Source organism: Arthrobacter sp. 05T410 (assembly GCF_056396505.1).
The window spans coordinates 418,427-438,780 of the sequence record NZ_JBFTLP010000001.1 but is presented as its reverse complement, the minus strand read 5'-3'; the positions used below and the strand labels follow the sequence as shown (position 1 = coordinate 438,780).

20 protein-coding genes are annotated in these 20,354 nt (G+C 67.8%); 10 read left to right on the top strand and 10 right to left on the bottom strand.

Annotated features, from left to right (window positions below):
• The first annotated feature begins 22 nt into the window (after window positions 1-22).
• Window positions 23-1,525, top strand: coding sequence for an FAD-dependent oxidoreductase (locus AC1DFR_RS02080; protein WP_476872600.1), 1,503 nt, complete (start codon window positions 23-25; stop codon window positions 1,523-1,525).
• Here AC1DFR_RS02080 and AC1DFR_RS02075 read toward each other — a convergent pair.
• From AC1DFR_RS02075 to AC1DFR_RS02065, 3 genes are all read right to left on the bottom strand, one after another.
• Entirely contained in the window at window positions 1,522-2,358 is an 837-nt protein-coding gene (locus AC1DFR_RS02075; RefSeq protein ID WP_476872599.1) for a CDP-alcohol phosphatidyltransferase family protein, read from the bottom strand. The genes AC1DFR_RS02080 and AC1DFR_RS02075 overlap by 4 nt on opposite strands.
• A gap of 114 nt (window positions 2,359-2,472) precedes the next feature.
• Window positions 2,473-2,883 (bottom strand): hypothetical protein, encoded by a 411-nt coding sequence (locus AC1DFR_RS02070; protein ID WP_476872598.1) that lies wholly within the window; start codon window positions 2,881-2,883, stop codon window positions 2,473-2,475.
• 44 nt (window positions 2,884-2,927) lie between these two features.
• Window positions 2,928-3,293, bottom strand: coding sequence for a cupredoxin domain-containing protein (locus AC1DFR_RS02065; protein ID WP_476849573.1), 366 nt, complete (start codon window positions 3,291-3,293; stop codon window positions 2,928-2,930).
• Between the two features lie 202 nt (window positions 3,294-3,495).
• Here AC1DFR_RS02065 and AC1DFR_RS02060 point away from each other — a divergent pair, with 202 nt between their 5' ends.
• Window positions 3,496-4,443 carry a cation diffusion facilitator family transporter gene (locus AC1DFR_RS02060; RefSeq protein ID WP_476872597.1) on the top strand — a complete coding sequence of 316 codons (948 nt, stop codon included), beginning with the start codon at window positions 3,496-3,498 and terminating at the stop codon, window positions 4,441-4,443.
• A 38-nt stretch (window positions 4,444-4,481) separates the two neighbouring features.
• On the opposite strand, the gene AC1DFR_RS02055 is transcribed toward AC1DFR_RS02060, so the two are convergent.
• The gene (locus AC1DFR_RS02055; protein ID WP_476872596.1) at window positions 4,482-6,773 is read right to left on the bottom strand and encodes a putative bifunctional diguanylate cyclase/phosphodiesterase; all 2,292 of its coding nucleotides are present in this window, start codon (window positions 6,771-6,773) and stop codon (window positions 4,482-4,484) included.
• Between the two features lie 219 nt (window positions 6,774-6,992).
• On the bottom strand, window positions 6,993-7,295 hold the full coding sequence (locus AC1DFR_RS02050; RefSeq protein WP_028276793.1) for a DUF4193 domain-containing protein: 303 nt from the start codon (window positions 7,293-7,295) through the stop codon (window positions 6,993-6,995).
• Window positions 7,296-7,611: 316 nt separating this feature from the next.
• Between AC1DFR_RS02050 and AC1DFR_RS02045 the strand changes: the two genes are divergently transcribed.
• The gene (locus AC1DFR_RS02045) at window positions 7,612-7,857 is read left to right on the top strand and encodes a hypothetical protein (protein WP_230008878.1); all 246 of its coding nucleotides are present in this window, start codon (window positions 7,612-7,614) and stop codon (window positions 7,855-7,857) included.
• Window positions 7,858-7,952: 95 nt separating this feature from the next.
• Window positions 7,953-8,663: a response regulator transcription factor gene (locus tag AC1DFR_RS02040; protein WP_230008877.1), complete on the top strand. Its 711-nt coding sequence runs from the start codon at window positions 7,953-7,955 to the stop codon at window positions 8,661-8,663.
• On the opposite strand, the gene AC1DFR_RS02035 is transcribed toward AC1DFR_RS02040, so the two are convergent.
• Both AC1DFR_RS02035 and AC1DFR_RS02030 read right to left on the bottom strand, forming a co-directional pair.
• Entirely contained in the window at window positions 8,611-10,083 is a 1,473-nt protein-coding gene (locus tag AC1DFR_RS02035; protein WP_476872595.1) for a sensor histidine kinase, read from the bottom strand. The two genes, AC1DFR_RS02040 and AC1DFR_RS02035, sit on opposite strands and share 53 nt — an antisense overlap.
• 344 nt (window positions 10,084-10,427) lie before the next feature.
• Window positions 10,428-12,353 carry an alpha-amylase family protein gene (locus AC1DFR_RS02030; RefSeq protein WP_476872594.1) on the bottom strand — a complete coding sequence of 642 codons (1,926 nt, stop codon included), beginning with the start codon at window positions 12,351-12,353 and terminating at the stop codon, window positions 10,428-10,430.
• Between the two features lie 166 nt (window positions 12,354-12,519).
• Between AC1DFR_RS02030 and AC1DFR_RS02025 the strand changes: the two genes are divergently transcribed.
• Window positions 12,520-13,269 carry an ABC transporter permease gene (locus AC1DFR_RS02025; RefSeq protein ID WP_476872593.1) on the top strand — a complete coding sequence of 250 codons (750 nt, stop codon included), beginning with the start codon at window positions 12,520-12,522 and terminating at the stop codon, window positions 13,267-13,269.
• Window positions 13,270-13,293: 24 nt separating this feature from the next.
• Here AC1DFR_RS02025 and AC1DFR_RS02020 read toward each other — a convergent pair whose 3' ends face one another.
• Complete coding sequence (locus tag AC1DFR_RS02020; protein WP_476849578.1) at window positions 13,294-13,797, bottom strand: HtaA domain-containing protein; 504 nt, start codon at window positions 13,795-13,797, stop codon at window positions 13,294-13,296.
• A gap of 184 nt (window positions 13,798-13,981) precedes the next feature.
• On the opposite strand from AC1DFR_RS02020, the gene AC1DFR_RS02015 reads away from it, so the two are divergent.
• From AC1DFR_RS02015 to AC1DFR_RS02005, 3 genes are all read left to right on the top strand, one after another.
• Window positions 13,982-14,965, top strand: coding sequence for a S1C family serine protease (locus tag AC1DFR_RS02015; RefSeq protein ID WP_476871519.1), 984 nt, complete (start codon window positions 13,982-13,984; stop codon window positions 14,963-14,965).
• A gap of 356 nt (window positions 14,966-15,321) precedes the next feature.
• Window positions 15,322-16,260 (top strand): AfsR/SARP family transcriptional regulator, encoded by a 939-nt coding sequence (locus AC1DFR_RS02010; protein WP_476849580.1) that lies wholly within the window; start codon window positions 15,322-15,324, stop codon window positions 16,258-16,260.
• Between the two features lie 181 nt (window positions 16,261-16,441).
• Window positions 16,442-16,705, top strand: coding sequence for a hypothetical protein (locus tag AC1DFR_RS02005; RefSeq protein ID WP_476855967.1), 264 nt, complete (start codon window positions 16,442-16,444; stop codon window positions 16,703-16,705).
• 70 nt (window positions 16,706-16,775) lie between these two features.
• Here AC1DFR_RS02005 and AC1DFR_RS02000 read toward each other — a convergent pair whose 3' ends face one another.
• Window positions 16,776-17,396 carry an L-threonylcarbamoyladenylate synthase gene (locus AC1DFR_RS02000; protein ID WP_079549522.1) on the bottom strand — a complete coding sequence of 207 codons (621 nt, stop codon included), beginning with the start codon at window positions 17,394-17,396 and terminating at the stop codon, window positions 16,776-16,778.
• Between the two features lie 209 nt (window positions 17,397-17,605).
• On the opposite strand from AC1DFR_RS02000, the gene AC1DFR_RS01995 reads away from it, so the two are divergent.
• Both AC1DFR_RS01995 and AC1DFR_RS01990 read left to right on the top strand, forming a co-directional pair.
• Entirely contained in the window at window positions 17,606-18,475 is an 870-nt protein-coding gene (locus AC1DFR_RS01995; RefSeq protein ID WP_476871520.1) for an SDR family NAD(P)-dependent oxidoreductase, read from the top strand.
• Window positions 18,472-19,017 (top strand): NAD(P)H-dependent oxidoreductase, encoded by a 546-nt coding sequence (locus AC1DFR_RS01990; RefSeq protein WP_476871521.1) that lies wholly within the window; start codon window positions 18,472-18,474, stop codon window positions 19,015-19,017. The genes AC1DFR_RS01995 and AC1DFR_RS01990 overlap by 4 nt, the downstream gene beginning before the upstream one ends.
• Window positions 19,018-19,226: 209 nt before the next feature.
• On the opposite strand, the gene AC1DFR_RS01985 is transcribed toward AC1DFR_RS01990, so the two are convergent.
• Window positions 19,227-20,354, bottom strand: coding sequence for an XdhC family protein (locus tag AC1DFR_RS01985; RefSeq protein ID WP_476872592.1), 1,128 nt, complete (start codon window positions 20,352-20,354; stop codon window positions 19,227-19,229).

The window sequence follows — 20,354 nt, the reverse complement described above, 5'->3', positions numbered from 1 at the left end:
ATGTTCAGCAGAAGGCGCCGCCGTGGGTGAATGGCTCGAAGGACGGCAGGTTTCGCTCTGGATCGCCACAACCGGTACCACCCGCTATCCCTCCCTGGACACGGATCTTGAGGTCGACGTCGCCGTCGTCGGGGGAGGGATCGCCGGCCTGACGGCGGCGCTGGCCCTCAAGCGCGCCGGCAGCACCGTCGCGGTCCTGGAGGCAGCCCGCATTGGCACCGGCGTCACTGGGCACACCACCGGCAAGGTCACCTCCCTGCACCGGCTGGCCTACACCGAACTCGCGGACCGGCACGGACCGGACGTGGCTGGCACGTACGGGCAGGCCAACCAGGCCGCCATCGAGCACATTGCGCGTGTCGTCGCGGAGGAGGGCATCGACTGCGACTTCCGCAGGGTATCCAATTACACCTACGCAGAATCCGACGACGCCCTCGCCCGGGTCCGCGGCGAGGCGGCCCTGGCCGGGCGGCTCGGCCTGCCAGCCGTCTTTACCTCCGAGGTGCCGCTGCCGTTCGGTGCCCGGGGCGCAGTCCGGTTCGACGGCCAGGCGCAATTTCACGCGGTCAAGTACCTCCAAGGCCTCGCCCGCGCCGTGGACGGGAGCGGAAGCCACGTACTGGAGGACTCGCGCGTTACCTCGGTCCAAGACGGGGTGCCCGCCGTCGTCGGGACCGGGAGCGGCACCGTCCGGGCGCGCGAGCTGATCATTGCCACCAACGTCCCCGTTGGCGACGCCGGCCTGTTTGCCGGGCGCTGCTACCTGCACCGTTCCTACGTCGTTGCCAGCCTGGCACCCGCCGTGCTCCTGGACGGGACCTTCATCAGCGTCGACGAGCCGATGCGCTCCATCCTGGCGATCGACATTGAGGGTTCCCGATTCGTTCTCACCGGCGGCGAGGGGCACCGTGCCGCCGAGGCCAGCGATGCCGCCGAGCGGTACCGCCGCCTCGCGGCTTTCTCCCGGGAACGCCTCGGCACCGGGGGGACCAGCTTCCGCTGGTCCACGCAGGACAACATGCCCGTCGACGGGTTGCCCTACGCCGGGACTTTGACTCCGACGGCGGCGCACCTTCATGTGATCACCGGCCTGCGCAAATGGGGCCTGACCAACGGCACCGCGGCCGCCCTGATCCTGGCCGACACCCTGTCGGGCCGTCACAACCCCTGGGCCGCGGTATTCGATACCAACCGCCCTTCCGCCGGCCACGCCGGCGGGGTGCGGCAGCAACCGGACCAGCCGCCCCCACACCGGCTGCCGGATCAACCGGCCGTCGCCGGGCTGCGACCCGGCGAAGGCACCGTCGTGGAGATCGATGGCGAAATGACCGCCGTCTACGCTGGCGCTGCCGGGGGCCTCCTCGCCGTCTCGGCCATCTGCACGCATCTGGGTTGCACGGTCGCGTTCAACGCGGACGATTCGACGTGGGACTGCCCCTGCCACGGCTCGCGGTTTTCCGCCGACGGCGCCGTCATCCAGGGCCCGGCGACGATGGACCTGGCGCCGAGACCCGCACCGCGTTAGGTTCCTGCCGGTGTTCCGGCCCGTATGGCGGGGGAGCCGGCGGCCGAAGCGCGGCTTGCCCGGAGCCGTTCCAGCTTGACCACGTCCCGCCCGAATGAAAAGGCCAGCAGCCCAAGCGCCGGCCCGAGCACCATGGCTCCCAGCGGCGGAGGCACCCCCGGCAACAGGGCGAACAGCAGGGCGGCCGGCTGGGTGGCTCCGATGACCCTGCGGACCGTGCTGGACGGCAGCGGGTTCTTCAGGGACGCCCGGAACCAGGCCGCTGCGAGGAACGCGTAGTACATCAGGCCGATGCCCAGGGGCCACAGGCCGAACTTTCCCGCCGCGGCGCAGGACAGCACCAGGACCAGCGCGGCGTCCGTATCCGAATCCAGGCGTGAACCCTCGGCCGTGGCACATCCCGTGAACCGGGCCACCCGTCCGTCGACGGCATCGAGCAGGAACGCGGCCGTGCCCAGGACCACCACCAGAAGGTCTGGTCCGGTTCCGGCTCCGGCGATCAACCCCACCACCGTTTCGGCGGCACAGCAGGCCACGATGCCGGCCCTGCCGAGGGTGACGCGGTCCGCGGGGGTGGAAAAAGGGGGTTTCCGCCGCAGAACGGAGCCGGCGGCCCGGGTGATCACCGCGGCCCCCGCCGCCAGGGCCAGGAGCCAGGGCACAGGATCCGTGAGGACCGCCGCGCCGAGCCAGGCCCACACCACAAGATAGGCGCCGACGGCGGTGCCGGCATCCGCCACGGCACGGCGGGCGGCTGCCGATCCCGGCCCGGTCTGCCCTGGCGCCGGGGAAGCGGTGCCCCTCGTCGGTTCTGCAGGCCGGATTCCAGGCACGTTTGCTGACCCCGTGCCTGTAGACGCCGTGTCCTCTTGTTTCGTGCCTTCTGCAAACGACTTCAGCCTGAACCACCCCGCCCACATGCTAGCAAGTCCGCGGCCCGGGGTTGGTCAATGCTTGGACTGGGTGCCCTGCCCGTTCGTCCGCCGTCCGGCCCGGACGAAACCGATGGCTGCCAGGACGGCTCCGGCGCCTTCAGCCACGGCGCTGACAGACTTCTCGAAGAACCAGATGGGCTCGTACATGGACGGGAAAGGCCCGAACGCGGGAATATTCACGTAACGGTATGCCACCACGGCCATGAAGGCGCTCAGCGCGACGACGAATGCGACGGCGAAGGCCGCCCTGCTGCCGCGCAGCAGCACGTACAACCCGGCCAGCACAGCGGCAGCTGATTCCAGCAGGAACAGGTTCCCTTGGCCGATTCCCGCGGAGTTCCCCGCCTGGTAGCCCGGGGCCAGGTGGATGTGGACGGCGGCGTCAATGAACAGGGCAACGGCCGTGAGGATTCGCAGTGTCATGCCGGCCGTATGGACCCGCACGGCCCGTCCGGGGCTCTGGGCGCTCATTTGACCACCAGCGTCCCGTGCATGCCCGGATGGTAGGTGCAGTGATACGCGTAGGATCCGGGCTTCGTCGGCGCGGTGAAGGTGGCAGTGCCGCCGCCCTTGACCTGGGCATCGAACGCTGAGCCTTCGTCAGCCGTGACCGTGTGCGCCGCGGCATCCATGTTGGTTACGGTGACCGCCGCGCCGGGGGCCACGGTGAGCGGGTCGCCGTAGGCGAAGTCCTTGATGGTGATGGTGGTGGCGGCGGCGGTGCCCGCCGTCGGGCCGGCCCCGTAGGCGGGGCCGGGTGGGGGCGCCGACGTCGACGCCGGCGATCCGCTGCCGCCGGCGCACCCGCCGGCGCCCAGCAAGATCAGGAGCACCCATAGCGATGACAGCTTCCGACGAGCATTCATTGCGCACCACCCCGAGCGGCTTGAGGAAACGAGCGGATGAACGTACTAGCTATATTGTGCGCCTGACCGGCACGAATGGAACCAGTCTGCGTCGAACGCCGGTCCGGGACAGCCCGGGGAGATAGCGTAGTCCCTGGCATGCATCCTGCAGCCGAGGGAGGAAAATGGCGTGAAGCGTAAGAAGTCCTGGTCCGCATCGCTCACGGTGCTGATTGCCTTTGCAGCGAACGTCCTTGTCGCGGCAGCCAAGACAGTGGCCGCACTTATCTCTGGCTCGGCGTCCATGACTGCCGAGGCGGCCCACTCCTGGGCCGATACCGGCAACCAGGTCTTCCTGCTCATCGCCGAACGGAAAGCCGCGCGGAAACGCGACAAAGCCCACCCCATGGGTTACGGGCGCGAGGCCTACGTATGGTCAATGATCGCCGCCTTTGGCTTGTTTACGGCCGGCGCGGTGGTGTCGGTGATGCACGGCATCCAGCAGCTGATCACCCCGGAACCGCCAGGTGACTATGGGATCGCCTACCTGGTGCTGACCATCGCGTTCGTCCTTGAAGGCGTGTCCTTCATCCAGGCGTTCCGGCAAAACCGGAAGGCGGCGCGAGAGCTGGACCGGAACACCCTGGAGCAGGTCCTCAAGGGCTCCGACCCCACGCTGCGCGCCGTCTTCGCCGAGGACGGGGCAGCGCTTGTTGGCCTGCTCATCGCCTTCGCCGGGATATTCCTGCACCAGGTCACGGGGTCCTCCGTGCCGGACGCCGTGGGGTCCATTCTGGTGGGCATCCTCCTGGCCGTGGTTGCCGTCGTGCTGATCGACCGGAACCGGCGCTTCCTGGTGGGGCAAGCCGTGACCGGCGATATCGAGGGCACCATGGCCCGCCGCCTCCTCGAGCACCCAGCGATCGAACGCATCACGTACCTGCATGTCGAATACGTCGGCCCGCGCAAGCTTTACGTCGTGGCGGCCGTGGACATACAGGGGGACCTCCGGGAACACGACGTCGCCGCGGCCCTACGCCGCGTTGAACGCGAACTTGAGGATCACGAAACGGTGGAAGAGGCCGTCCTGACACTCGCCACCGCGGACGAGCCCTCGTTGGACTTCCCCGCCGTTTGAGCACAACGCCGACCTCCGGGTCCGGTCCTTCGGCTGGCTCAGGCGCCGGCCGCCGTCGCGTCCATACCTGCCGGTGGCTGCAGGCGGGCCCCGGAGGCCAGCAGCGCCTCGAGAACGGGGGACGGGCTGGGACTGGCCAGAAAGAAGCCCTGGCCCATGTCGCAGCCGAGCGAGCGCAGGAGATCCAGCTGCCCGGTGTGCTCAATGCCCTCGGCGATGACAGCCAGGTCCAGTTTCCGGGCCACTTCCAGAATGCCCTCGAGCATCGCCGCGGCCGGGGCGTCCCCAGGCAGCCCGGACAGGAAGGCACGGTCGATCTTGAGAATGTCCGCGGGCAGCGCAGCGAGCGTGCTGAGCGAGGAGAAGCCGGTCCCGAAGTCGTCGATTGCGATGCGGACGCCGAAGCTCTTCAGCCGGTTCAGGGCAGCGACCCCGCCGTCGGCGCTCGTGGCCAGGGCCGATTCGGTGACCTCGAGGATCACCTTGTCGGCCTGCGAGGCGGGGTGGGCCAGGATGCGCTCCAGGGCTGCCAGGTTCCGGTCACTCGATAGCTGAAGAGTGGAAAGATTGACCGAGACCCAGAAGTCTTCGGCAGTGCCGGGGGACCGGCGCCAGCCGGCGACGTGACGGCTGGCGGTGTCCAGGACCCAGCAGCCGATGGGCCCTATCTCGCCGGTTTCCTCGGCCAAGGGGATGAAGTCGGCCGGTCCCAGCCGGCCCAGGGTCGGGTGCTCCCAGCGGACCAGGGCCTCCACCCCGGCGATCTCGCCGGTGCCGAGACTCACGACCGGCTGGTAGTCGAGGCGCAACTGCCCGGCCTGCACGGCTGTGGCGAGGTCCGCCCGGAGAGCGGCCCGGTAGGTCATTTCGTCATATCCCCGGGCATCGAAGAGCTGGTAGCGGCCTTTGCCGCCGTGCTTGGCCATGTACATGGCGAAGTCCGCCTGCCGCATCAACTCGGCCGGATCTACAGTGCCGGCGTTGCGCTGGGCGGCGCCCATGCTGACGGTTACCTTCAGCCGGACGTCATCGATGCAGAAAGGGTCCCGCAGCGTGTCCTGGATGCGCCGTGCGACGTCGTCCGTCGCCGTGCCGCCCTCATCCGTCACGACGATCGCGAATTCGTCACCGCCCAGCCGGGCGACGAGGTCATGTCCGCGCACGCAGCCCCGCAGCCGTTGGGCCAGCTGGATGAGCAACGCGTCGCCGCCCTCATGGCCCAGCGAGTCGTTGACGTCTTTGAAGTCGTCGACGTCGATGACCAGCAGGCCTTCACGCCCGTCGCAGACCTCGGCGCCAGCTGTTTCCGGGTTCTTTGCCCCGGGGTCGAACGCGGCGGTGAGGCGTTCGGTGAGGACTGCCCGGTTGGCCAGTCCCGTGAGCGGGTCGTGGGTGGCGCGGAAGGTCAGTTCCAGGTGGTTGTCGTGCACGGTGGCCGCCATGGAATTGAAGGCCTCGGCCAGCTGGCCAAGTTCGTCATTGCGGACAACGCTGATCCGGTGGCTGTAATCACCGGACTGCAGCTTCACGACCCCGCGGTACAGACCCTCCACAGGGCGCATCAGGTACTTGGTCATCCGCCGGCGGAAAAAGAACACCCCGCCCGCGGCCAGCGCAAAGAGGGCCGTGCGGACGGTCGATACCATCTGCTGAAGCCCGGCCGCACGGGCGACGCCGTCGTCAAGCGCGTCGAGCGAAGCGCGACGGACGTCGGCGAGCAGGGCGCGGGCCTTGGCGCTGGATTCGGCGAACGCCGGCGCCTCCGCCACTCGGTTGCCGTGGAGAGTGGCCACCTGGCTTCCCCAGAGATTGTGCGCGGACAGTCCCTCCTGCCAGGCGGCCCGGGCCCCGCGGACTGTGGCCCGCATGCCGTACGCCTCCGGCAGGATCCGGGCGGTGGCATCGAACTGGGCGGAGAGGTCCTTTTGTTGCAGCAAAAAGGCGGCCGGATCTGCGGGTCCTGCGGACAACAGCTGGAGTCCGGCTTGTTCGTGGGTCTCGATGCCGGTCCGGAGCTCGGAGATGGCCTCCGACTCGACGCGGTGCTGTGCGGCGGCGTGCTGGATCTGGTCCGTGACAAAACGGACGCCGACCAGAGTTACCGCGGCCCCTGCGAGCAGGGCAAGGATCACCAGGATGAATGCCCTGGACCATTCGCGCTGCAGGCTCCCTGCGCGGGCGGGTTTGCCGGTGCGGGGGGTACGGGTGCCCGCCGGCCCTTCAAACGGCATGGCCGGCCCGTCGGATCGTTCGGGTCCACTGGCGTCGTTGGCGGCGGCCGACGGCGGCACAGCAGCAGGGTCAGCCAAGCTGCTGGTGGATTTACGCATGATCAGCCTCCGGCCGTGTGCCGGCAATCGCCGCATCGTCAAACAGGAGCGTAGCCGAACGTGCCCGGGCTGGTCATGTCCGGCCGCCTCCCGACACTATTGTGAAGCATGTGACAGAAGTGTATTCGACGGGTGGCCCGGCGGGTAGCGTCCGGTGCCGGAACCACACCTGCCGCGCTGAACGTCCCAGGACCGGCTGAGCCGGTCCTGCCGGGGGCTCTAGCTGAGGCAGTCTGCGCAGTAGGCGTGGCCGGCCTTCTCCTTGGCCAGCTGGGACCGGTGCCGCACCAGGAAACAGGAATAGCAGGTGAATTCGTCCTCCTTTTGCGGGATGACCGTGACGGTCAGTTCCTCGCCGGACAGGTCTGCCCCCGGCAGTTCCACGCCTTCGGAGGTATCCGCCTCGTCGAGTTCGCGGACAACGCTTCGCGCGTCAGGCGCATTCGCCGAACGGAGCGCCTCCAGGGAAGCGTTGCGGGATTCCGCGACGTCGGAGCGTACTTCGTCATAATCGGTTGCCACCTGGTGATACTCATTTCAGTTGCTGGGGGTGTGATTCGGAGTCTCTCCGGATCTACTTATCTCTGTATCTCCGGATCTCCGGGATTGAACCGTACAGCATGACGCCGTGTAAATGCTGGGGACCGGGGCAGTCGCGGCAGTGACGCTCATGACACCCGGAGGCGGACGCCCCCGACGCCGGCCTTCCTGCTTTGTTCGCCACTGGTCACCGGGGCGTCACGCGCCGTTAATTTGGGTGCCCTAACCTGATTCTTTAGGCACCATCCACCTTGGGCACCATCCGCACCATCCGCACCATCCGTCGGGAGGATTCACCATGGCCGATATTGCTGCAGTGCTGGGACGGCTCACGCAGGACGAACTCAATGAACTGCGGTCCCTGGGCCCCAGCGGGCACCTGACCCGGCGCCTGACCGACGCCATCGACCGCGCAGCCGGCGGCCCCGGAGCCGGGCGCGGCTACTACGTCCCCAACGGGAGCGTCAGTTCCACCGGCGGACCGCACGTGGTCCTGCGCAGCGACGTTTCGGGGTGGCTGTTCGGTCCTCCCCAACAGGCCTGACCGAACAGCGACGGGCATCCCTCCCACTGGACCCGCCAGGTTCCTTCCAGCACGGCCCCGGAAGGGCCATACTGGCCCAAAGAGAGGGGGCTGGATTGCGGATCCTGATGGTGGAGGATGAGCATGCCCTGGCGGAAACAGTCCGCCGCGGGCTGAAGAACGAGGGGTTCGTCGTCGACGTCGCCCACGACGGCGTGCGGGGACTCGCGGCGGCGCTGGAGAACGCGTACGATGCCATCCTGCTGGACCTCATGCTGCCGCGGATGAACGGCTACGACGTCTTGAAGGAATTGCGGCAACGCAAGGTGTGGACTCCGGTGCTGATGCTCACGGCCAAGGACGGCGAATACGACCAGACCGATGCCTTCGACCTAGGCGCTGATGACTACCTCACCAAGCCGTTCAGCTTCCTGGTGCTGGTGGCCCGGATCAGGGCGTTGATCCGGCGCGGAGCGCCCGCCAGGCCTGTCATCATGACACTTGGCACGCTGTCCCTGGACCCCGTCAGCCACAGTGTGCGCCGCGGCGACACCCTCATCAGCCTCACGGCCAGGGAGTACGGGCTCCTGCATTATCTGATGCGCCGGCATGACCAGATCGTTTCAAAGGCGGAAATCCTGCAAAACGTCTGGGATCCGGCTTTCGAGGGCGCGAACAATGTGGTGGAGGTGTACATCGGCTACCTTCGGCGCAAGATTGATGTCCCGTTCGGGATCCACAGCCTGACCACGGTGCGTGGCATGGGCTATCTGCTCAGCGCCGACCCGACCCCTGAACCCCGTGCCGCCGGGAGTTCCGAGGAGTGACGTCGGCCGGCTGCACAGGTTCCGGAAGGGGAAATGTGATCTCAAAGCGGCAGTGACCCGCCGGTCCGTCCGTCGGACGGATGCTCCCATGGTGGGCGGCCACAATTCCAGCCGCGATGGCCAGGCCCAGTCCGCTGCCGCCGCCTTCCCGGGAACGGCTGCCATCGAGCCGGACAAACCGTTCGAAGATCCGTTCCCGGTCCGCCTCCGGGATGGGGTCGCCGTCGTTGTCGACAGTGAGGATGACCCGGTCCGCGGCGGTGTGCAGGTCCACGGCGATCCGGGACAGGGCGTGACGGTCCGCGTTGTCCAGGACGTTCCGCAGGACCTGCGCCAGCCGCCGGGCGTCGCCGCGGATCCGGGTCGGAACGAGCTTCACCGAGATCTGGTGCCGGCTGGTGGACCGCAGCCGGCGGATCTCCTGGTCCAGCACGTCGTCAAGATCGACGTCCTTCTGCTCCACGCGCAGGCCGCCGTCATTGGCCTTGGCCAGTGTCAGCAGGTCCTCCACGAGGAAGCTCATGCGGGCCGTCTCCTCGGAGAGGACATCCTTCATCTGAAGCCACATCGCCCCGGTCGGGTCCGCCGCCGCGATCTCGATCCCGGCCCTCAGCGTGGCCAGCGGGCTGCGCAGCTCGTGGCTGGCGTCCGAGACGAATCTGCGCTGTTCGGTGTCCGAGGCCTGCAGCCGGTCCAGCATGGTGTTCATGGTCAGCGCCAGGGCGTGGATTTCGTCGTTGGTGGGCGGGACGTCGACGCGCCCGTCCAGCCGCTCGGCCTTGATCCGGGCCACCTGGCCACGGATCCGCTCAACCTGGCGGAGGGAACGCCCCACCAGGAGCCATACGGCCACGGCCACGGTCCCGAGCAGCAGCGGCGTGGCTCCCAGCATGAACCACGCGACGGTGGAAATGGTGTCCGCCTGTATCTGTGAGGCCTGGGCCACCACCACGGTATAGCTCAACGTGCCGGTCCGTGCTCCCACGGTGACGATGTGGTAGTCGTCGGTGTCTCCGATGCTCGGAAGGCTCGAGACGTCCTGGGTCATGGTCTGGCCCGGGCTGGGCCGCTGGGCTGACAGCGGGGCGTTGGCGACCTCGGGGTCCGAGCTGGCCAGGACGTACCCTTCGGCATCCAGCACCTGGACGAACTGGCCCGCATGCGCGGTGTCAATGATGTAGGCGCGGGCATCCTCGATGTCCATGTCCTCCATCTCGGCGACCACGTCCAGGGCCTTCTGCTGGGCTGCGACGTCGCTCGACCGCGCCAGGGACGCCTGCAGCAGGACCAGAAGGACGACGCCGCCGAGCAGCAGCGCCACGGCTACGACGCCGACGGCGACCGCCGTCGAGCGCTTCCGCACGCCCCATCGAATCTCGCCCGTGCCGGGGCCGGAGGGGGCCCGTTTGCCCAGTGCCATGCTCCAAGAATGCGTCAATGCGCGGTTCGGGACAACCACCGCGGCCGCATTGCCGGCGCCGCCCGCCCGGCCGGCACCCCCGGCGGTGGCCGGAGCGCTCCTGCATGCGCGCACGTCCCCAGGGAGAGGCTGCTCTCAGTCTCTTCTCAGCGGGATGGGGGAGAGTGGAAATAGGCCGCATAAGACCGGCCGCCGGCCGCCACGGGGCCGTTCGTCCACAGATTCCGGCCGCACGCTCTCCTCAACCAGTGTGCGGCCGGACACGGCACCCGGGCGAAGCGGCGCAGCGGACGCCGACACAGCCGCTACCGATATTCCATGCCGATAAGCCGCGGGCCAGCGCCTCAAGGCCGGGGCGTCACCCGGAGCCAGACGAACTGCCGGGCGTCCAGGACCAGTCCCGCGTCGAGGCACACGTGGGCGCCGGTCAGGACGTCGACGGCGCCGGCCGCGAAGCCGGAGAGCGTCAACGCCGTTACCTCCTCGGGGTCGTCGCTGAAGTTGGCCAGGGCGAGGATCAGCGTTCCATTTCCGGGACGCTGGTACCCCAGGACACCCGGGTTGTTCGTGGCGAACCCGACCAGCCGGGTCCCGGCCAGTTCCGGCGTCGCGGACCGTACGGACACCATCCGGCGCAGCCCGGCAAAGACCGCCCCGGCGGGGGTTTCCGGCTCCGCGCGCCGCGCGTACCCTGCGGCCGGGTAGTGCGGCCGGTGCACCCAGCGGCTGTCCGTTCCGTGGCCTTCCTCGGCGGCGTACCCGTAGTCGTTGAACTGGCCGACCTCGTCACCGAGATACAGCAGCGGGATGCCCCCGGTGCTGAAGGCCACCGAGTGGGCCAGCAGGATCCGGTCCACCGCCGCAGCGGTTCCGCCCTCGAGCCCGCAGAGCGACGCCGTTGTGCCGGAAATCCGGCAGTCGCCGGTGCGGGGGTTGTCCTGAAAAGGCACGCCGCGGGCGAAGCTGCCAGGGAAACGGTTGACGAAGAAGGAATTGAGGAACCGCCGGTGCTCGAAGGCATTGATGCCAAGCTCGGCAGCGTCCTCATCCGCAAACGTCCAGCCGATGTCGTCATGGCTGCGGACATAGTTCACCCACGCCGTGCCGTCTGGAATATTGTGGCGCCGCTCCAGGGCCTGGGTGAGCAGGGACACGTCGCGGGTGGCCAGCGCCTCCCAGGTCAGCGCCATCTGCAGGGGGTTGTAGGAGAGCTGGCACTCGGCGGGGTCAATGTAGCGGGCCACCTCGTCGGGGTGGACGATCGCCTCGGACTTGAACAGCAGCGACGGCGCCGCCAGCCGGCACACGGCGTTGAACGCCTGCAGCAGCGTGTGGGCTTCGGGAAGGTTCTCACAGGGTGTGCCGAGCTGCTTCCAAATGAAGGCGACGGCGTCCATCCGGAGAATGTCCACGCCTTGGTTGGCCAGGAACAGCATCTCGCCCGCCATGGCCCGGAACACGTCCGGGTTGGAGTAGTTCAGGTCCCACTGGAAGGTGTGGAACGTGGTCCAGACCCACTGTCCGTCCGGCAAATCCACAAATGAGCCGGGATGGTCGTCCGGGAAGATTTCGCGCACAGTTTGCTCGAACGCGTCCGGCATGGACCTGTCCGGGAAGATCCAGTAGTTGTCGCTGTAGGCCGGCTCGCCCGCGGCCGCCTTCCGGGCCCATTCGTGCTCGTCGGAGGTGTGGTTGAAGATGAAGTCGACCACGAGGCTGATACCGTTCTCCCGCAGCTCGGCGGCGAGGTCGCGCAGCTGCTCCATGGTGCCCAGCCCGGGATTGACGTCCCGGTAACTGGAAACGGCGTAGCCGCCGTCGGAGTGCGGTTCGGGGGCCAGGAACAGCGGCATCAGGTGCAGATAGGTCAGGCCCAGTTCCTTGAAATAGGGGATCCGGGCGCGGACGCCTTCGAGGTCCCTGGCGTATCTGTCGACGTAGCAAACGCCGCCGAGCATGGTGTTGGACTGGAACCAGCCGCTGTTGTGTTCCCGTTCGGCGTCGAGGCCCTTGAGCGCGGCAGGCCTCTCTGCCCACGAGCGGGCAGACTGCATCACAAGGTCGGTGAGCTGATCCAGCCAATCCGGCCGTGCGCCGTAGAGATCGTGGAACAGCCGGAACAAGGCCGGGAAATGACGGTCGAAGCGCTCTTCGAAGACGGCCCGGTCCGCGCCGTCCCACCCGATGCCCGTGCCCGCCGCTAAGGCCCGGAGCACATGCCGGCGGGCCTCGCTGTCGACGCCGTCTGCTAAGAGGGCGGGTTCAACCATGGAGCATCTCCTTTGACCAGTTTCAATCCCCGACGGCGCGACGACCGTTCACATCCTTGCAGACGGACGCGCGGGTGCCCAGCACGGCAGCCGTGTCCGGCGGGGGAAGGCAGCCGACAGCCGATGCCGCCCATGGTGCTGCCGGGAAGGTCTATAGGCTGGCGTGATGACCGCCCTGACTGATCTCCTGCCCACGCTGCTGGGCGTCGGGCTCCTGATGCTGGTCACCGTGGGGTTGCTTGCGGTTTTCCGGATCCCGCACCGAACGGCGCCGGCGCTGGCCATCCTGCGCGGGGCTGTGCAACTGGCTGTCATCAGCCTCATACTGGGCACTGTCATCACCAGTCCGGTCTGGGTCGGCGCCGCACTTCTCGTGATGTTTTCGGTGGCCGCAGTGACGGCCGCGCGTCGCCTGGGGTGGAGTTGGGGCCGCCTGGCGGTAGTGGGGGGCTCGATGGCGGCCGGCATCCTGGTGACCCTGGCGATCGTTTTCGGCACGGGCGCGATAGCCCTGACGCCCCGCTACGCGCTGGCAATTGGGGGGATCGTGATCGGCAATGCGATGACCATCGCCACCCTGGCCGGCCGGCACTTTGCCGAGTCCGTGAATGAACGTTGGGATGAGGTTGAAGCGTGGCTGGCTTTGGGGGCGACCCGGCGTCAGTCGACGTTGGAGCTGGCCCGGCGCGCCGTCTATTCAGCCCTCATCCCTTCGACCGACCAGACTAAGACGACGGGACTCGTCACCCTGCCCGGGGCGTTTGTGGGTGCGATCTTCGGCGGCCTTTCACCCTTGGAAGCGGGCCGCTTCCAGATCGTCGTCCTCGCCTCGATCATGGCGGCAGGTTCCATGACCGCCGTGGCCCTGATCGGGATCATCGGGCCGGTGAGGGTGCGTCCGGTGCGTCCACGCTAGCGTCCGCGCCGTGGCCCGTCCTGACTACGCCGGCACCCGGATGACGAGGGGGTCCATCGCCTGGCCGTCGGCGTACTGGCCGTCGAACAGTTCCGAACCGGCCTGGGAGATGGCGACCTCGACGCGCTCCCAGACGAGAAACCCTTCCATGTTGCGGGGCGCGGCAGTGCGCAGGGTGCCGACATCCGAGCGCTCGGTCCCGCCGCCGTCGCCCGTGCTGATGGACAGGACCCCGTGCCCGGCCGCGAACTCGACCCATGGGTCCAGCAGCCGGACGAACATCATTCCGTGGTGACCGGCGACGCGGACATCGCCGCGGAACCGCAGCACCCCGGTGCCACTGGCGGGATCGTACTCGGAACCGGCGGGAGCGAAACAGAACTCTCCGGACGCAGTGACCGTGGCGCCGTCGGCCGCGGAAACAGCACCGTCCGGGAGTCCCGAAATGTAATCCATAAAGCTGCGCTTGATGCCCCAGGTCAGACCCGGCAGGGGCAGCGGGGCGGGGGAGGCGGACGTTGGTGTCACGTAGGTTCTCCTGGGCTGTCGGGCGGATCTACGTCCGAGCCTAGCCGCGGATCCGCGCCGGGCTGAACTGTTGCACCGCCGCCGCTTCATCCTGCGTATTTCTCTGACGGCGTAGGCCCGCCAGGACTACTCCCGGGACGGCGGTGGTTGACTTGGATGAGTACCGTTCAGCAGGAGGTGCACCGTGGCCGCGTCCATCAGCAGGGTATCCGGATCCGATGTGTCCGAAGACCCGCTGGATTCCTATTCCGCAACGGTCATCCGCGTGGCCGAGGCTGTCACCCAGCACGTCGCCGCGCTCGAGATGACCGGCAACGGGCGCAACGGCAGGTTGAGGGTCGGTGCGGGGTCGGCCGTGCTGTTCACCACGGACGGATATCTGCTGACGAACGCCCACGTGGTGGGAGGCGCCCAGTCCGGCCACGCAGTCTTCGCCGACGGCACCAGCACGGCTGTTGACGTGGTGGGCGCCGACCCGCTCTCCGATCTTGCCGTGGTCCACGGCAGGGCACCCACCGCTGCACCGGCTGAACTCGGCGATGCCGAGTCCCTTCGGGTCGGCCAGCTGGTCATCGCCGTGGGCAATCCGCTCGGGCTCGCCGGCTCCGTCACCGCCGGGGTGGTCAGCGGGCTGGGCCGTTCGATCCCGGTCTGGTCCGGACGGAGCCGGCGCGTGATCGAGGACGTCATCCAGACCGACGCGGCCCTCAACCCCGGCAGCTCCGGCGGGGCGCTGGCAGACGCCCGCGGGCGGATCGTCGGCATCAATACGGCCGTGGCCGGTGTTGGGCTCGGCCTGGCCGTTCCCATCAACGCGACGTCCCGGCGGATCATCGCTTCGCTGCTCAAGGACGGCCGCGTCCGCCGGGCCTACCTGGGCCTGGTCAACACACCCATCCAGTTGCAGCCGAGCGCCGTCGTCCGGACGGGCCGCAGGGAGGGCCTGCTCGTGGTCGAAGTCCTCCCGGATTCCCCCGCCGAGCGGGCCGGGCTACGGGCCGGCGACATCCTCCTGAAGGTTGGACACATGTATGTGTCCAACGCCGAGAGCCTGCAGAAACTGCTGTTCGCCGAAGCGATCGGGGAGCCGCTGGACCTTGCCGTGCTCCGGGACGGCGCGGACCTGCGACTGGTGGCTGTGCCCGCCGAGATGACCGATAACCAGTAGGGAAACCCGGTCCGGACCCGCGGTTTCAACGTGCTGGAATTTAGCCGCCGGGGGCCAATTCCTTGCCCGCCTAAACTACTTGGGTCCGCATGGCGGCGGCCCGCGGAATTACTTGGTTGGCGCCGCAATCACCTGCCCTCCGCTCCGCCCGCTTACTCAGCGGTACTGACCCCTGTACGCGTCTTTCTTTGGGCGAAAGATCGGGTAGCGGCATGCCTTGTTGCGCCCCGCCGGGCGTGTCACGGTGTCATTGGAAAGCCGGAGGGAACAGAGCCTCAGTACGGCCTGGTTTCAATGTTGATCCGGCTCTCCATAGACGATTGAGTTCGTTTTACCTGGGGAAATCGGAGAACATCGTGGATAGCCCAAAGGAAACAGCACCTTCCATTTCGGTCCGCCTCTTCGGATCATTCGAAGTGCGCCGGGACGGCGTGGCGCTCACCGCCGCCGACATGGGCGGATGCAAGCCCCGGCACATACTGGAAATCCTTCTCCTGAACCTTGGCACGCCCGTGTCCAAGACCCGCCTGATCGATCTTCTCTGGGGAGCAGGAGCCAGTGACGGCTCCGTAGCGACCCTCGAGAGCTATATCAGCGGTATCCGCCGTGCCATCCAGCCGGGGCAGACTAAGACCGGCCCGCTCCGCACGGCCAACAGTGGCTACGTGCTGGACCCTACGCTCGTGGACCTCGATCTGTTCCGGTTCCGTGACCTGGTCCGCGACGCGGGTGAGCTGCCTCCGGCAGAGGCCTACCCCCTGATGCTCGAGGCCCTGGAGATTTCCGCCGAGCCGCTGCTCGGGTTCGAACTTGCCTCCGATTGGGCCGAAGAGGCGCGCGCACGTCATACAGCCGAAAAGGTGGCGCTGCAGATCCTCGCGGCAGAAACGGCGGCTCTGCTGGACAAACCAGACGATGCCGTCAACCTGGTCCAGGCTGCCATTCGCGCGGAGCCCCTGAACGAGCGGGCCTGGACGGTGCTGGTGACGGCCTATGAACAGGCAGGCCTGCCGGCGGAGGGCCTCTCGGCCTATGACCGCTGCCGGCGGCTCTTCGACCGCGACCTTGGCTGCAGCCCCGGTCCGGCCCTCCAGGAAGCTCATCTGCGGCTCCTCCGGCAGCGTGCGGAAAGCAACTCCGAACTCTCCGAGGTACTGGCGGCGCTGCTCTATCTGGGCGAGCGGTTGAACGGGCCCAAGAGCCGGCAGCTGCCGGCGGCCGAGTCCCGGCGCATGCATGAGAACGCCGGGCGGGTGCTTGATTCCTTCCTCCAGCGCGTCCGGGCCGCGGTCTGACCCCCGCGGGGCCGCCACCGGTGGACCGGCGGCGCCCAATTGATGACCGGGATGGCCGCCAACCGGACGCGGGCGTTAGCTTCGTCACGTGGCCGGGATTCTCGGGGAATTCCGCCGCGCCGGGCCCCATACTGGGAATATCCCCGGCGGGCAGTCCCACCGCCAGGTGTGAGGAGGGCCCATGGAAACCTTGAAGAAAGTCGTCACGAACGAGTACTTCCCCGCAGCCGCTGTGCTGTCCGGAGTCATCCTGTTCTGGGTCCTGGGCCTCTTCGGCGGACTGTCCCTCCTGAGCACCCGCCAAAGCCCGGTGACCACCCTGACGTGGATGATGTTCGTCTACGCCGCAGCGGTGCTCTCGCCCCTGGCCGGGCTTGTCGCCGCCATCGACCTCGTGCGCCGGTGGCTGCGGAACCGGCAGGCGGCCACGGCGGAATCCGCCTAGTCCGCCCCGCCTGGTCAGCCGGCAGGCGCCATGCCGTTGCCGGCGTCGTCTGCTAACCGAAGCGCGACTGTTACTCGAAGCGCGACGGATCACCCATGCCGCGCCGGACGATTTCCGCGACGCCGCTGGAGTAGTCGATCACCGTGGTTGGCTCGGCACCACAGTCGCCGGAATCGATCACGGCGTCCACCACGTGGTCCAGGCGTTCCTTGATCTCCCACCCCTGAGTGAGTGGCTCTTCCTCATCGGGAAGCAGCAAAGTGCTCGACAGCAGCGGCTCGCCGAGCTCAGCGAGCAGCGCCTGCACGACGTGGTTGTCCGGGATGCGCACGCCAACAGTCTTTTTCTTCGGGTGCAGCAGCCGTTTCGGGACCTCCCTGGTCGCCGGCAGGATGAAGGTATAGCTGCCGGGCGTGACGGCCTTGATGCTGCGGAACACATCGTTGTCGATCTGGACGAACTGGCCCAACTGGGCGAAGTCCTTGCAGACGAGGGTGAAATGATGTTTGCCGTCCAACTGCCGGATGGTCCGGATCCGGTCCAGGGCCTCCCGGTTACCCAGCTGAGCGCCCAGCGCATAGCAGGAATCCGTGGGGTAAGCGATCAGGCCGCCTGAGCGCACGATGTCCACCGCCTGGAGGATCGAACGGTGCTGGGGGTTCTCGGGGTGCACATCGAAGTATCTCGCCATGCCAAGAGCATACGCCCGGCGGCCGCCCGGACGGCCACTGCGGAGCCCGTCAGCCGACCCGAACGCCCCGCGGCGGAGCAGGGCCGGCCGCTGCTTGTGCACAGACAGTTCTGTCTGATACCTTCGTTCCCGGTGTAGACAAACCTGTCTACACCCCACACGTGCAGCTTGCGGCAACGAACACCGGGAGCGAGAACCGAATGCTGTCAATGGCAGGAAAGACAGTTCTGATCACGGGAGGCACCGGCGGGATCGGCAAGGCCACGGCTCTGGGTCTGGCCGCCCTGGGTGCGCGGGTTGCCATCACCGGCCGCAATGCTGACAGGGCATCTCGGGCAGCTGAGGAGATCCGCGCTGTGGCGTCGGCCCCCGTCGAGGTGTTCACCGCCGATCTCTCCTCCCAGCGGGAAGTCCGCAGGCTGGCCGAGGAGGTGCTGAATACGTTGGACCGCCTCGATGTGCTGGTCAACAATGCGGGCGGATTCTGGAACACCCGCCGCGTCACCGTGGATGGACTTGAGTACACCTTCGCCCTTAACCACCTTGCTCCTTTCCTGCTCACCAACCTGCTCCTTGAACGGTTGAAGGAGAGCGGACCGGCGCGGATCGTAACGGTCTCGTCCGGCGCCCAAGCCATGGCCCGGATGGACTTCGCCGACCTGCTGGCCGAACGGTCCTACTCGGGGCAGCGGGCGTACAACCAGTCGAAACTGGCCAACGTCTTGTTCACTTACGGACTCGCCGCACGTCTCTCCGGCACCCGCGTCACCGCAAATGTGCTCCACCCCGGAGTCGTGGCGACGGCGTTCGGAGCCGAAGATCCGGGCCGGCTGCAAGAGTTCCTGACACCGCTGGTTCAGCGGTGGATGAAAACCCCGGAGCAGGGCGCCCGGACCTCCATATATCTTGCCTCGGCGCCGGAGCTCGAAAACGTCACCGGCCAGTACTTTGCCAGCAGCACTCCCAAGAAATCATCAAAACGCAGCTACAGCCAGTCCGATATTGACCGCCTCTGGCAGGTCAGCTCGGCTCTGGTCGGCCTTGAATCCGACTCTGAAAGAAGCACGAACCTCCCATGACCCCACAGCGCACGCTCGTCCTTGTTGCCCACCCTGACCTGGAAAGCTCGCGGATCACCGCGCACCTCACCTCAGCCATCATGGACCTGGAGCACGTGACGGTGCATGACCTCTCCGCCGCCCACCCGGACCGGCGGTTCGACACCGCCCGGGAACAGGAGTTGCTGCGCGGGCACGACACCATCGTCTGGCAGTTCCCGTGGCACTGGTACTCCGTCCCGGGGGTCCTGAAGGAGTGGATGGACCAGGTGCTTACGTACGGCTTCGCGTACGGCGCCGGAGGCGACGCCCTCCACGGAAAGCGGCTCCAGCTGGTGCTGTCGACCGGCGGCCCTGAATCGTCCTACGCGCCGGCAGGACACAACCGCTTCACGATGGAGGAGCTCCTGCGCCCCCTCGACGCGACCGCGCACTTGTGCGGCCTGGAGATGGCCCGGCCACTCATCCTGCATTCGGCACCCCGGGTGGACGCCGACGAACTCGGCCGGCACGCCGCCCGGTACCGCGAACTGCTGGCTCCCGCGGCGGTCGCCGCGCGGTAGCCGGAATCCGGTGCGTCGGATCCGAAGCAACTGGGGGAGCGGCGGTCAGGCGGCCTGGGCGGCGTACATGAAACCTGGGCAGCGAACATGAAAGCAGACCCGCCGGCCCGGCTCCACGAAAGTTTTGCCCGGCCGAGTAGCCCGTTGCCGCCGGCAGCAGCACCGCCAGCGTCCAGCCCAGGGCGTCGTCCGCCGTCATGGCCACACAGTCACAACTGCTCGTCGTGGTGGATCCGTTCGCCGAGCTGCCGCAACGGCTCCCCGCTGCCGCTCCACTGTTGGGCGATGAACTCTGCGGCGATGGACACCGCCGTTTCCTCCGGGGTGCGGGCGCCCAGATCCAGGCCGACAGGACTGTGAAGCCTGGACAACTGGGCCTCAGTCAGTCCCGTCTGCCGAAGCCGTGCCATCCTGTCCTCGTGCGTGCGCCGGGATCCCATGGCGCCGATAAAGGCCACGGGGCTGCCGCGCAGGGCCACCTCAAGGACGGGGATGTCGAACTTCGGGTCGTGGGTCAGGACGCAGAGCACAGCCCTGGAATCCAGCAGCCCTTGGGCAAACTGCTCGCTCAGGTACCGGTGTGGCCACGCGTTGACCACCTCGGCGGCGTCAGGGAATCGCGCCCGCGTCGCGAAGACGGACCGCGCATCGCAGACGGTCACCCGGTAGCCCAGGAACGCGCCCAGCCGCGCCAGCGCCGCGGCGAAGTCAATGGCGCCGAAGACGAGCATGCGCGGCGGCGGCGCATACCTGGCAAAGAAGACGCGCATGCCGGTGTCCAGCCGCTCGCCGTCCACGCCGTAGTTCAGGATGCCCGTCCGGCCGGCGGCGAGAAGACCCTGGGTGTCGTCGCCGACGGCGCGGCTGGTCCGGTCCGAGCCCAGGTCACCCTCGCAACCGTCCGGCCTGACAACCAGGTGCCGCCCCACACGGCCGGCATCAGGGTGTTCAATGATCGTGGCGACGCCCACGCGGCGCCCGGCGGCGATGTCCTGGGCGACGGCGTCGAGTTCGGCAAAGTGTTGCCGGGAGACAGGTTCGACGAAGATATCGATGATTCCACCGCAGGTGAGGCCCACGGCAAAGGCGTCGTCGTCGCTGATCCCGTAGCGCACCAAGGCCGGCTCGCCGTCGTCCTTGACCTGGGTGGCGAGCTCGTAGACGGCGCCTTCGACGCAGCCGCCGGAGACGGAGCCCACGGCTTCGCCGCCGGCCGTCACCAGCATGGCGGCCCCGGGGAGCCGGGGCGCAGATCTGAATGTGCTCACGACGGTGGCCAGGCCTGCCGTGGCACCGCTTCGCCAGTCGGGCAACATGGCCGCGAGGACATCACGCAT